Source organism: Viridibacillus sp. FSL H8-0110, assembly GCF_038003565.1.
GTDB lineage: Bacteria > Bacillota > Bacilli > Bacillales_A > Planococcaceae > Viridibacillus > Viridibacillus arenosi.
Window position 1 is genome coordinate 1,839,148 of the sequence record NZ_JBBOPJ010000001.1, and the last position, 13,513, is coordinate 1,852,660.

Genomic DNA, 13,513 nt, shown 5'->3' on the forward strand with positions numbered 1-13,513 from the left:
AAATATAAAAATATGTGATTATATTAACATATTACATTGCCAATTATTAGAATTAGTGATATATTTTTTAAGGATAATAGGCAACTGGAAAATTGAGATTGCAATAGATATGGGTCTAAAGTGATGTTGTTATGGTGACCAAGTTGCTAAAAAAATGCTAGATTAGTCTCTATTCTAGTTTTTTATTTTGCCTATTTCGTTAAGGGATAGGTTTTTTCGTTATTATAGAAATATAAAAATATAAGAGGAGGGAATTACTTATTATGCGTTATTTTAAAAACTTTTCTTTAAAGAACAAGTTACTATTAACAGTTTCGATTATTGTTTTAACTCTTTTCACTGTTATAACGATACAAAGTATTACGCAATTACATACTCAGTTAGAAAAAAATCTCGAACAGGAATTAAAAAGTGTAGGATTGTTGACATCAAAAAATCTTGCTCCTAATAAAGTGGAAAGCTTACTTACCATTAAGGGAAATGATGATCCACAGTTTAAAGAAATTCAAAGCAACTTGGATGATATAAAGGATAAACAAGGTGTTATGTATTGGAGCTATATATGGAAGATGGAGCCTGAAGGTGTTACTACTATCGGCTATACTGAAAATTTAGAAGAAGTGTATAATGCCGGTGAATTGTTTACTGATATTGCTCCAATTCATTTGAAAACTGCAAAGCTTGCAATTAAAAATGATCAACCTGAGGTAACGGAAATTTTCGAAGATTCGTTTGGTACATGGAGAACTGTTTTTAGTCCATTGAAAGACGGAAATGGAAAGACGATTGCAGTAATAGGTATCGATTATTCTGCGGATTATATTCAGACGATTATTACTAAAAGTGTAACAAAACAAATAATCACGGCAATCATCGGACTTGTCATTTTATTATTTGTATTATATTTCACTATTGATCGCCTACTTAAACCATTAAACAAAGCAGTTACTGTTGCAGATAAAGTAGCGAATGGTGACTTAAAAAATGTAGAACTTGAGACTACAAATGATGAAGTTGGGAAACTGTCTCAGTCTATAAAAACGATGGTTTCAAATTTACAGCACGTCATATTGAATATCAAAAATACGTCAAATCAAGTTGCATCATCTGCAACGCAACTAACTGCTAATGCAACAGAATCATACAAAAACTCTAGTAATGTTTCTAACGAGATGGAGAGAATGGCTCGAAATGCTGAAACGGCATTGATAATGACAGAAGAAACAGCCACAGCGATGGAAGAATCAGCTGAAGGGATACAACGAATTGCAGAATCGGCATATACCGTTTCGGAATCTTCTAACCTAACTTCAGATGCAGCTAAGCAAGGAAATGAAGTCATTCAACAAGTAATTGGTCAAATGAATTTAATTAATGAATCTGTTAATCAAATGGATGAAACAATTAAAGGTTTGAATAGTAACTCTACTAAAATCAGCGGAATAGTTAACTTTATAACTGATATAGCCGATCAAACAAACTTATTAGCATTAAACGCTGCTATTGAAGCGGCTAGAGCAGGTGAGCACGGTAAAGGATTTGCGGTAGTTGCTGGTGAGGTTAAGAAATTAGCGGAACAATCATCTCACTTTGCGGGAGAAATTTATAAGATTATTAATGAGATTCAAGTAGATTCGAATGCATCTGTAACAGTAATGGAAAAAGGAAAAGAAAATGTAAAAGTTGGATTGGATTATACGACGCAAGCAGGAGCAATATTTAAGGAAATACTCAATTCTGCAAAGCATGTAGCAGAACAAATTCAGGAAATATCTGCAGCATCGCAACAAATATCTGCTTCGTCGGAAGAAGTGGCAGCGACAGTCAATAATTTGAAAGTATCATCACAACAATCGGCTGAATTTTCTTTAAGTGTTTCCAAGTTAACGGATGAGCAACTATTAGCTATGCAGGAAGTACGGGAAGCATCTGCCTCATTAGGACAAACAGCTGAGGAATTGCAAGCACTTATTACTAAATTTGAATTAGAGGGTGACAAATAAATGATGGACTTAAAACTTACAGGTAAAAATGTTCTAGTTACAGGTTCAAGCATGGGTATAGGGCGAGCAATCGCACTAGCCTTTGCTGAACAAGGTGCAAATGTATTAATAAACTATGTCGGAGACGATCATATCGCAGAGACAGTTCGTTTGCAGGCAGAGGAAAACGGTGCAAAAGCATTAAAATACAATGCGGACGTATCAGATTCTAGCCAAGTAAGCGATATGTTTCAATACATGGATACTCAACTAGGTGAAATTGATATTCTTGTTAACAATGCAGGGATTGCGCAAAATGCTCCCATTACAGAGATGACAGATGAGCAATGGGACAAGATGATAAAAGTTCATCTCTACGGTAACTTTTACAATTGTCGTGAAGCAGCTAAGAGAATGAAGGTAAAAAATAAAGGTAAAATTATTAATATTTCTTCTGATTTAGGAAGTTTAGGCTGTGAAGAATATACACATTATTCAGCAGCAAAAGGCGGCATTAATGCTTTTACGAAATCATTGGCAAGAGAACTAGCGCCAAATATTACAGTCAATGCTGTAGCTCCTGGTGGAACACATACAGATATTCTACTAGCCTTCGGTGACAATTATATCGAAGAGGAATCAGCAAAATATCCGTTAAAGAGATTAGCGCAACCAGAAGAAATCGCCAAAAGTGTCTTATTTTTAGCTTCAGAAAATGCAGATTTTTATACGGGGCAAATACTGGGGCCAAATGGTGGCGGTGTCATGAACGGATAATGAACTAGTTGAGGAGTATTGGAATTGATGAATATTGTCGTATTTTGTTTATATTTAGTTTTTATTTATTATATTGGTTTTAAAGGCTACAAACGTGTCAAAACAGCAGAAGATTTAATTGTAGCAAGCTGGAGCATGCCATTATCTGTTGTAACAGGTAGTTTAATAGCTGCATTATTAGCAGCACCATTCTTCTTTGCAGCGGTTGGTTCAGGATATACAAGTGGTGGCTTTGAAGGATCTGCAACAATGGGTGGTTTAGGAACATGTATGATTTTAGGAGCTTTAATCTGGACTAAACCTCTTAGAAGATTAAGAGGATGGACATTAGCAGATTACTACGGGTTAAGATATGGTAGCAAAAAATTAGGTGCGTACACTGGTATAGTAATGGCCGTAGCATTTGGTGTTTTCAATGCAGGTGCCTTAACTGTAGGGGGTACTTATATTATTCAAACCCTTTTACAAATTGATTTCTTACCAGCAGCTTTATTGTTTGTTTCTTTAACAGCTCTATATTCTGTAATTGGTGGTTTATGGGCTGTAGCCTATACAGAAATCGTTCAGGGCGCATTAGCAATTGCAGGTATTTTAGGAATAACTGTATTTATCATATTCTACTACCCTGATATTACATTCAACCCTGAATGGTGGAATGTAAATGAATTGTTTAATAGAGGCGGAGTTGAATTTTGGACTCTCTATTTAGTATTGGCACTTGGTGATATCCCAGCGGTAGACTTAGGGCAACGAGTTGCAGCGGCAAAAAGTCCACGTGTAGCTCAGCTAAGTATGATTATTGCAGGTTCCGTTATTATTGCTATTAGCTGGATTCCGGGCATGTTAGGAGAAGCATTTAAAACAATTTATCCAAACAGTTCTAATCCTGAAACCCTGATGTTAGCATTTGCACAAGGTTATTTCCCTCCACTGTTATCAGCAATATTCTTAACAGCAATGGCAGCGATGGGGATGTCAACAGTAGCGGCATGTTACGTAGCAACATCAGGTATTATTACAAAGAACGTTTATTTAGATTTCATTAATAAAAATCCAGACCCAAAGAAATTATTAGTTTTCTCAAGAATTATGATTCTAGTAAGTGCGGTATTAGGTTTAGTACTAGCTATTAGTGCACAAAAAGTAATTGATTTAGCATATCTAGCTTGGGATATTGTGTTTGTAACGATATTCTGGCCAATTGTCTTAGGACCATTCTGGAAACGTGTGAGTACGCCTGCCGTATGGGCTAGTATTTCTATTGGTCTTATATATTATATTGTTACTTCACTTACTCATGTACCTGGACCAAAAATTGAATCGGATGGCTTTATTGGTTTATTGAATGAGCTATGGTTCATGCCTGGTTTCTCTGGGGTAGTGATTTCTGGTATTACCATTGTCGTCATCAGTCTCATAATCCCGCCTACACAACACGTTCTTGATATGCACAAAATCGAGAAAGATAAATCACTTGATGAAGTAGGGAGTAAAGAAGAATTATAAGGTTTTAATTCAACAAATAACTAAAGATCAGAGTCGATAGCAGGGCATGTATATGAGCATGTCCTGTCTATAATTAATTTGTTGAATTCAAATAAAGAAGTTTAATTTACAATAAAGTCGATTAAAAAATAATATAGTTGTTAAAGAAGATGGTGTGAAATTGGATTTTCATACTATCTTTTTGATTTCTCTGTATAATAAAAGAAAAAGTATTTCGATATTCGTAGTGTAAGAAGTACAGTTTAAAGAGGGTGTATTCCATGAAAAAAACAATATTAAAATCGATTATAGTTTTATCATATATATATTGTTTAGGGTATATTTTATTTGACTTTCCTAATGATACCTTTGTATTGCGTACTATTACTGGTGTAATGTCGTTTATTTTTTCTTATAGTCTATTGTTGAAAATTCTTGATAATAAAAAAGAGAAAAAACTAGCAAATAGTGAAAAATAATCGAGGATAACTATTTTTCTAGAAATAAGTAAAAAAAGACCTTTGTTAGCATCTAAACTGTAATGCTAATCACAGGTCTAATACATTTATTTTTAGCATTTCACCCAGCAAAGTCCAGTCGTACCTTCACCGGCATGTACGCCAACACATGCACTAAGTGGTAGGACTAGCACTTTAAGCTCGGGGAATTCTTGTAATAGTTCATCTCTCCAGGTTTGAGCATCCTTGTCATTGTTACAATTGATGACGGCGACTTCTTTGATATCTGCGTTCTTTATATCATTCCGAAGTAAATCAGTCACATACTTTTTCGCTCTCTTATCAGCTCGAACCTTTTCTTTCATAACCACTTTCCCGTTATCAAATGAAATAACCACTTTAATATTTAATAGATTACTTAAGAATGCTTTAGTACCAGATACACGACCGCTTTTATGCAGTTGATCTAAGCTAGATGGAATGAAAGATAGCTCAGCATTTTCTGTCATTTTTTCAATATGAGCAACAACTTCCTCTATGTCGTGCCCCTTATCAACCAGTGCAATTCCGTCTTTAATCATTTTACCCATTGGATATGAGCCAATCTTCGAATCAATTGAGTAAACTTGAAAATTTGCCAATTGTGCAGCAGTTTGTGAACTTTGGTAAGTTCCAGATAAATCGCTAGAAGTATGCACGGCCACCGCACAGTCATAGCCTTCAGCCTTTAATTTTTTGTAAAGCTCGACCATTTCGCCAATAGCTGGCTGCGATGTTTTTGGATGTACTTTAGCAGAACGGAGTTTGTCATAAAATTCATCATGTGTCATATCGACTGTTTCTCTGAAAGCGCCTTCAGAGAAAACTATATTTAATGGCAAAACATGAACATTATACTTTTTTATGAAAGTCTCGTTTAGCAGTGCAGCTGTATCAGTAACCCAAGCAATCTTCTTAGTCATTATAATATTTTCCCCTTTAGATGTAATGTAGTGGCGTGTACGTTCGCAAGAAAAGGTGGAACAAACCATCTATTAACGTTAATGTACAACAGGTTAGGAATAAGTTGATAGTGATAATTGTCATATAGAGTCGAAATTTCGGGAATTGAGACATAATTTGAACATAAATTGCTTGATGGGAAAATAATTTATTAATAAAAATTATATTCGTATATGGATAGGGTGTGACTAATAATGTGTCTTAGTGTAGCTTTGTGAATGAGATTGGTTATTTTGAAAAAATTTTGAGTGAAGATATCTTTTCTCTATAGATTTCTTAGAGTTTAGGTGATTTTTTTGTTGGATAATTATGTTAATGTAAATATTGAGATTATGAAGAAACATACTTACACTAACTAACGTAGCAATTTAGTTTAATAATATAGGATGTTTTGAGGAGGGGATGGTATGAAAGTTAGAAACTCAGTAAAGGCAATTATTTTGGATGGGGAAAAAATATTATTAACTAAAAATCAAGATGATGATGGTTATTTTTTCTTTGTCCTGGCGGGGGTCAAGATCACGGTGAAACATTTCATACCACTTTAAAAAGAGAGTGTAATGAAGAAATTGGATTCAATATTGATATCCAAGAGTTATTACATATCAGGGAGTATATAGGAAAAAATCATGAATATGCTGAAATTGATTTTGATGTTCATCAAGTAGAATATTATTTTTTGTGTCAAATAAATAGCACTGAAAAGCCAATAGAGCCAACAAATCCTGATAGCCATCAGGTAGGTATTGAGTGGGTTCGTATTGAGGATTTATTAAATTACAGGTTATACCCAAAGGAGTTGAAAAAATATATAATCGGATATTTATATGCTGAAAATTCCCCAGTTTATCTTGGTGATATAAATTAACTTTTTTACTAACAGACGCTTTAGTAGAAGACCGTTGAGCTGTTGGTATGGACGTTAGAGTAATTAAGTAACGGGGCAGTTCGTGTGTTTGGAATAGGATTATGATTTTTGTAATAAGTTAAATAAAAGAACACTTACATTTATAGGGGGATAAAATGGAGGAAACAAATAGTAAATCGATTGCATCACTCGCTTTGGGTATTTTATCCATATTTATACCTTTTGTTGGCTTAATCTTCGGCATTATTGGAATTATTTTGTCATCTAAAAGTATGAAAGAGATTGACCAAACAAGTGAAAAAGGAAAAGGGCTCGCTATTTCAGGTAAGATTTGTAGTATCGTAGGCATCTGTGTTCAGATTCTTTTAGTTTTACTTATCGTTTTATCAATTGCATCATTTTCTTTTTTTACTAATTCAGGAAGTAATTAAGAAATTATAATGTTTTTTTCTTCAAGTAACGAGGGCTTTATCTCAATATGGGGTGAAGCCTTTTTCTTATTCAAGTACTTGGTCAGGTTATTTGGACAATAGAGAAAAAGGAAGAGAGTGAAAAAATAAATAATATATACTAGTTATTATTGGGTAGTTAGTAAAATTTCAGATGAGCTATCCATCCAAAAGTTTATTCTAGAAAGGATGTTGAATATTCTATTTTTAAATTATATTAATTTGTTTTAAGAGTGAGTTTTATTACTGTAATTAAGTTTTATGGCTGTCTTTTTTAATGCAAAAAAGCCGAAAAATGTAAGCGGTAAATAAAGACTTACATATTTTCGGCTGATTAATATTATTCTTAACTAGGAATAACCTCATGTGTTTATCGTTTAAATTTCAACTAAGTCAAGCTTGGATGTAACTTTCCAGCAAGATGTTTCGCAATAATGGGGTCGGTTCACCTACACTGTAAAGTTGCAAATAATGCATAGCTCGGGTGCAAGCAGTGTAGAATGCTCTGCGAAGACTCTCATCGCCGTATACTTGCTCTGATGCGTTATAAATGATAACAGCGTCGAATTCGATTCCTTTGGCCAAATACGACGGTATGACAACAACTCCTTGTTCATATTCAATCGAGCCGTTCTTCACGAGCTTAATATCATCGATGTGGGACAGGGCTTCGTATGCACTCTTACTTTCCTTAGCGGATTTACATATTATAGCAATACTGTTATAACGAAGACTTCTTAAATTTGCGACTTTAGATGCGATGCAGCGGTGCAGTTCAGCGTGATCGAGCAATTGTGTTAGCACGGGTCGATCGCCGTCGCGTTCGAAAGGAATAATTCGTTCACCGTTAGGTACTAGTCTCCGTGTAAATTCGATTATCGGTTTTGTGGATCGATAGCTGCGTGTCATGTTGATCACTTCCGTTTCATCCTGACCGTATAAGCTCATAAGTGTGTTAAAATCATCCATTTCGCTTGCATGGGCGAATATCGCCTGATTAAAGTCACCTAGCACAGTCATTCTTGCCGAAGGAAATAAACGCTTTAGAAACTCGAATTGAAACGGTGAATAATCCTGCGCCTCATCAACAAGTACGTGCTTTATCGAGCCGTTCGTCTGAAAGCCTTGAATCATCTCTTTCATAAATAAGAACGGAGTAGCATCTTCATAAGATAATTTGCCATCATCTAGCATTTCCGACGTCGCTTGACAAATCTCCACCCACTCCGCGGGTGTTTCCTCTTCTATCCACTTTTTGATCTGCAGGGGTTCAGCAAAAAGCTGCTTATATATCCCTTTAATGTCGAAGAAACCAAATGTTCGAACTCGTTTACGTAACGGCTTTAAGTTCTGTTGAACAATCAATCGAGCAAGTACTTCAGGCTCAATCTCATAATCGGCAATAGATTCTCCTGTAAAGCCTCGTTTTTTTGCTAAGTAGGTATGGGCCTTGTGGTATTCCTCGTCACTAAGTAGCTCGATTTTTTCCTGTACCCATGGCTTAGTCAGTTCAGCCTTTTGAGTTGCGTTGATTTTCTTAACTAGCCAATCCTGTAACTTTTCAAGTCTATTATGGAAGCGGAGTGAAGTGTCGTTACTATAAAACCTTTCTGCTATTTGCCCCGCAGTAACAATCGGTTCTCCTCTGAAAATCATGTCCTTGAATTTCATTCCAGAGAACTCTAACGATTTCATATATAATTCGATCGCATTGAAAAAAAGAGGTGATGCTTTGAATCGAATGCTTGCAACCCTTGCCTTGTATGAAGGGGTATTCGTAGCAGTTAAAACATATTCCAATTGCTCGAAGGGATTTTCAACTTGAAATTCTTTACTTAGCCGATGGTCTAAGTATTCCTGGAATGTAACCTGCTGCATATTCTCTTCTCCAAGTTCTGGCAGCACATTAGACACATAACTGTTAAACATCGAATTAGGTGAAAATAGAATTATTTGATCGGCATTCATACTATCTCGATTTTTGTAGAGCAAAAAAGCAATCCGTTGCAGGGCGGCCGATGTCTTGCCACTGCCAGCTGCACCGTGTACAATAAGCAGTTTCCCACAATCATGACGAATGATTCGATTTTGCTCCTGTTGAATCGTAGCTACTATATTGTGCATATGTTTATCTGTGCCTTTGCCCAGTACCTGTTGTAAAATCTCGTCTCCAATGGTAAGACTCGTATCGAACATGGATTGAAGAACACCGTCACGGATAAGATATTGCCCCTTTTTCTCCAAAATGCCTTTGATTTCACCCTCAAGTGTTGCATACTTAGCCGGTCCAGTCTGGTACTCATAGTAGATACTTGAGATAGGTGCCCTCCAGTCATAGATAAGAAATTCTTCGCCACTCGCATCTGTAAGTGTGGAAATTCCAATATAGATTTGTTCTTGAGCAGATTCTCCTTCTTCAATGAAATCGATTCGGCCGAAGTAGGGAACATCTTGCATACGTCGAAGTGTAGACAATTGCTTAGATACATGTCTATCGGTGCTTTGACTTACAGTTAGAGCTTGAGCCTCTTGTCTCAAGCCGATGATGGTCTCAAGATAATCGTCAAAAGTATCAAGATTCACCTTGACTTCATCAAAGAAGTGTTTGCGTATATTAACCAGTTCGTTTTGACGCCGAGAAGTTTCTTCCTCTAATTTGCAGATGCGCTCCGTTATTGTCTCTATTACACTGTCCACACGTTTTTGCTCCTGCTTAAATTCTGAATTCATAGCAACCACTCCTTAAAAAAATTGGGATTGACAAACGAAAAAGTATGTTGTATAATTTAAAATAGGGATATAATGTTCACAATAATTATTAGCATATATCTATATAAATTTACCATAGGTTCTCATTTTTTTCAATGTATTTGACATGATTTCTTTGCGTGCCGATTCTAAATGGCTAATTGCCATAACATACACTAATTAAATGTAAGAAGCACACACCCTCTAGATAAGAGGGTGTTTTTTTGACCACAATTTTAATACAAAGTATATAAATCATAAATAATATCTAGTTCTTTTTGTTGTACTATTGATTCAATAACTTCTGTAATGTCGTGTGATAGTCTTACATTTAAATTTGGATTAATTGCAACCGTGATATCAATTAGTAACAGACTTCCGTTCTAATGGTCTTTTGTTCAACTTAGATATCAAAAAGTCATTTATTCAAATTGCTTTGAATAAATTAGATATCGTTAATACAATTAGAGGAGGAATATCAAGTTCCTACATTTGTAACGCAATCGTTGGAGGAGATACGATTTTGGTCACGGATAATGAAAGAACACGCTTTCTTTTTAAGTCTTGGATTTACAGCTGATCAGACAGAACTTATTCAAGAAGCACAGAATTTTATTACAGTTTTTGAACGGATTGAAGAACAAATTAGTAGTTATAATGAAAATACAGATCCGGAAGTAATTAGGCAGTTAAACATTCAAGTGTACCAATCTACCTCTTATATTTGGGCTTATAAGCGAAAGGTACTAGGATTAATTTTAAGTTGCAAAATAATATCTAACAACATTCCATTATTAGTAGACCATACTAGTCGTGAAGCATATTATTTTGCGAAGCGATTAAAAGAATTAAATGAAGGTATACTGATACCGTTACCTGAAGCCATAATTAAAGAAAATGTATTCTTCCTGAAAATTATGGCAGACCATTCAAAATTCATTGGCCACCTGCTAGACCCTTCTGAAAGAAAATTAGTGGACCAGGCACGTGAGTTCAGTCATGATTTCGATCAACTTCTTTTCCAGGCACAAGATTTAGATCATATGCGCCCTCAATCAGAAACAACACCGCTCTTAGATCAGTTTCTTGACCAAAATCGAGTATCTGTCGTGGCGTTACGTGATTTCAAGAAAACAGCAAGAGATTTAATAGAAGCGTGTAGAATAAAAAGCAATATTCCTGCTCTTCTTGCTGACCACGTATACCGTGAAGCAGATCATTTTCTACACATTATTGATGCATTCGATGCGCATCTTACAGCGCAAAAATCTTAACTACTCTGTATGAATAGAACTCTATGAGAGCCAGGAAGTTCAATATTAATTAAGAGGCATCCACTAATCGACTTACTGGAGTGCCTCTTTTAATTATGTCAATATATAGACAACTTAGGGAACACTGAAAAATGATAGGGCCAATACTGAAATGCGATGTTGACCCTTTAAATGAATTGAAGTGTTAAAGCCTTTCTTCAACAACTGGAAGGCTTAGCAGAAGATCGTTGAGCTGTCCAGACAGCTCTTTTTTTAAAAGCTAAATGGGCAGTTTAGTAGAATAAGAAGGGTTGCTTCTTACTTTATAGAATACATATACAATGTACTATTTTAGGAGGTAAATAGATGATTTTTGAAATAACCAATCAAGTTCGTGTAACTGATTTTAAAGAAGGACATAAGTGGTATGAAGCACTACTAAACAAAAAAGCTGATTTCATACCACACGACGGATTCGCTGAATGGGAAATAATTCCTGGTTGCTGGTTGCAAGTTGCTGAAGGAACACCATCAGAAGAAAGTGGACCTTTACGTTTAGGGGTAACTGATATAATAGCTGAAAGAGATAGACTAGTAAATGAGTTGAAAATTGACGAATTTGAGATTTACTCCCGTGAAGAAGTTTCTGCAAAATGGGGAACTTTCACTGACCCTTGGGGAAATCGACTTGGACTATTTGAGTATTTGGATAAGAAAGAAGAAAATGACCGTATAAAAACAATTTTAGGAGTTTAAATATTATTAACGGGGGCTTTAGTAGAATATCTTGGAGCTGTTCAGGCAGCTCTTTTTTTATTTAACTAAAGGGGCAGTTTAGTTCAACAATAACCGTGTGGGTACCTTGGTAGTTAGCTTGTAGACTGGCACTAAGGGGGATATAGATTGGTTTTATCAGATGACATTTACGGAGAATTCGAGGTAGACAAAGTATTAGAAGAATTAATATTAAGTAAACCAGTGCAAAGATTAAAGGGGGTTCATCACGGGGCAGTTTACTTGTATGGCTGGTATATCAGCTGGTGTAAGTGATTCTTCAGATTCAATTGGGGAGTGCAATTTAATCCATTAATAAATAGTTACTTCTGTAACACCATATTCGCTTGCAAGCTGATTGACGGGTGTACCAGCACGAAAGTTATACGATTGATTCTTTGAATTCTTGGTTGTAACGTTTTTGTTTCATTACGGACACGTCCTCTCTTAATTTTTAGGTTAAGGACTTAACTTCAATGTGTCCATAAATCTATACTAAATCCAAGGTGAGATAATTTTTTATTGGATATTTATGTTTATTACTATAAGAATTAAAAATTGAGTTGAATTTAGATGATGTGGAAGATGGAGATCTTGTTTATGTGGATGATGAAAGAGATGAAGTAGAAGAAAAGGTATGTCGTGTGATTGCTATGTGGAATTCGTAATTGGAGACAAAAAGGATAATTTATAAAAAGGAGGGAATTTTGTGAATCCTGATGTAAAATTTCTTAAAAGTAGGGAATTTTTAGCTTTAATTGTATGTTTTATTATCATGTTTTTACTATTAACTTTTATTATTCAAGGATTTACTTTATTTATGAAGATTCTAATATCTCTTTTCAACACCTTGCTATTTTTCATAATAAATAGATTTATTTTCAAGAATAGTTATAAAAGTTAAAATATGGTATTGGCTCCGTTTTGTTTATAATCGCTATGATTTTACTGGTCATTGGCATGAAGAAATATCACTTTCGTACATTACTAATAGTTGTAATAATATATGCAATTTTACCGAAACTTCTCATTACGATATACCAAGAAACTTTAGCAAGTGGCATCATGGCAATTTCATACGATGGGAATGGCAAGTGCGATTTTGAGAATGTGGAAGAAGACTTATTAAATGGGGAATGTAATCTTGTATTACATAATAGAAGCAATGAAGCTGTTTCATTCGATTTAGAATTTTTAGATTCCTTTTCCATGGAAGATGAAGTGCGTATGGAGTCACTTATGAATTTAGCTGGTCCATATAGTATTACGATAGAAGCAAAACGTGAAAAGTCTATTAACTTGAAGGAACTACTCGATTTATCAGATGTTCCAAAACATATTGATGGCGGTACATCGTTTAATATTCATATTAAATTAATTGACGGGGAGACTACACGCACTTTATAGAAGACGTTTTTCTTTACTAAATAGTTACCTATTAAAGGCAAGCAAGGCTTTATCCGAATTGAACTACAAAATGCAAGTGGTTTTCCTAAAGACACAAGCCATTTTGGTGGCTATGATGCTGAGTGCATCGTTGAAATTAAGAGTAGAAATTATTATGTTTTAGGTGAACTGTGGTTTACAACTGGTGATGTATATGAGTTTTATAAGCAATTAGATAAGTACTATCGTAAAATAAAAGGGACAGCTGTTTTTTGGAATTACAAAACCTCTCTGAAATTAGAGGTTGTATTCATTTATGAGATAAAGGGGT

Annotated in this window: 11 protein-coding genes and 3 pseudogenes; 12 read left to right on the forward strand and 2 right to left on the reverse strand. The window is 35.0% G+C overall.

The annotated features are described in order from the left end of the window. The first annotated feature begins 263 nt into the window (after positions 1-263). From MHH98_RS09180 to MHH98_RS09195, 4 genes are all read left to right on the forward strand, one after another. Positions 264-2,003 carry a methyl-accepting chemotaxis protein gene (locus MHH98_RS09180; RefSeq protein WP_038182773.1) on the forward strand — a complete coding sequence of 580 codons (1,740 nt, stop codon included), beginning with the start codon at positions 264-266 and terminating at the stop codon, positions 2,001-2,003. Further along, positions 2,004-2,759 carry an SDR family NAD(P)-dependent oxidoreductase gene (locus MHH98_RS09185; protein WP_235175704.1) on the forward strand — a complete coding sequence of 252 codons (756 nt, stop codon included), beginning with the start codon at positions 2,004-2,006 and terminating at the stop codon, positions 2,757-2,759. A gap of 27 nt (positions 2,760-2,786) precedes the next feature. Next, positions 2,787-4,265, forward strand: a complete 1,479-nt coding sequence (locus tag MHH98_RS09190; RefSeq protein WP_235175712.1) for a sodium:solute symporter family protein — start codon at positions 2,787-2,789, stop codon at positions 4,263-4,265. Between the two features lie 260 nt (positions 4,266-4,525). Then, positions 4,526-4,723 carry a hypothetical protein gene (locus tag MHH98_RS09195; protein ID WP_038182771.1) on the forward strand — a complete coding sequence of 66 codons (198 nt, stop codon included), beginning with the start codon at positions 4,526-4,528 and terminating at the stop codon, positions 4,721-4,723. Between the two features lie 92 nt (positions 4,724-4,815). Here MHH98_RS09195 and MHH98_RS09200 read toward each other — a convergent pair whose 3' ends face one another. Further along, entirely contained in the window at positions 4,816-5,664 is an 849-nt protein-coding gene (locus MHH98_RS09200) for a DegV family protein (RefSeq protein WP_340712629.1), read from the reverse strand. A 447-nt stretch (positions 5,665-6,111) separates the two neighbouring features. On the opposite strand from MHH98_RS09200, the gene MHH98_RS22060 reads away from it, so the two are divergent. From MHH98_RS22060 to MHH98_RS09210, 3 genes and pseudogenes are all read left to right on the forward strand, one after another. Next, positions 6,112-6,252: a hypothetical protein gene (locus MHH98_RS22060; protein WP_412104680.1), complete on the forward strand. Its 141-nt coding sequence runs from the start codon at positions 6,112-6,114 to the stop codon at positions 6,250-6,252. An 11-nt stretch (positions 6,253-6,263) separates the two neighbouring features. Then, positions 6,264-6,572 (forward strand): annotated as a pseudogene (locus MHH98_RS09205) (NUDIX domain-containing protein); the annotation flags it as partial. 155 nt (positions 6,573-6,727) lie between these two features. Further along, positions 6,728-7,003 (forward strand): DUF4190 domain-containing protein, encoded by a 276-nt coding sequence (locus MHH98_RS09210; protein ID WP_340712630.1) that lies wholly within the window; start codon positions 6,728-6,730, stop codon positions 7,001-7,003. A gap of 411 nt (positions 7,004-7,414) precedes the next feature. Here the strand turns inward: MHH98_RS09210 and helD are convergent, their stop codons facing one another. Next, a complete protein-coding gene (gene helD / locus MHH98_RS09215) occupies positions 7,415-9,751 on the reverse strand; it encodes an RNA polymerase recycling motor HelD (RefSeq protein WP_340712631.1) in 2,337 nt (778 codons plus the stop codon). A gap of 524 nt (positions 9,752-10,275) precedes the next feature. Here helD and MHH98_RS09220 point away from each other — a divergent pair. The 5 genes and pseudogenes from MHH98_RS09220 to MHH98_RS22065 all read left to right on the forward strand — a co-directional run. After that, positions 10,276-11,043 (forward strand): DUF2935 domain-containing protein, encoded by a 768-nt coding sequence (locus MHH98_RS09220; protein WP_268746462.1) that lies wholly within the window; start codon positions 10,276-10,278, stop codon positions 11,041-11,043. Positions 11,044-11,388: 345 nt separating this feature from the next. Continuing rightward, positions 11,389-11,778: a VOC family protein gene (locus MHH98_RS09225; RefSeq protein WP_038182759.1), complete on the forward strand. Its 390-nt coding sequence runs from the start codon at positions 11,389-11,391 to the stop codon at positions 11,776-11,778. Positions 11,779-11,925: 147 nt separating this feature from the next. Further along, positions 11,926-12,042: pseudogene (locus tag MHH98_RS09230) on the forward strand (HD domain-containing protein); the annotation flags it as partial. 714 nt (positions 12,043-12,756) lie between these two features. Beyond that, positions 12,757-13,203 (forward strand): hypothetical protein, encoded by a 447-nt coding sequence (locus MHH98_RS09235; RefSeq protein ID WP_235175703.1) that lies wholly within the window; start codon positions 12,757-12,759, stop codon positions 13,201-13,203. A gap of 30 nt (positions 13,204-13,233) precedes the next feature. After that, positions 13,234-13,497 (forward strand): annotated as a pseudogene (locus tag MHH98_RS22065) (WapI family immunity protein); the annotation flags it as partial. Between the last annotated feature and the right edge of the window lie 16 nt (positions 13,498-13,513).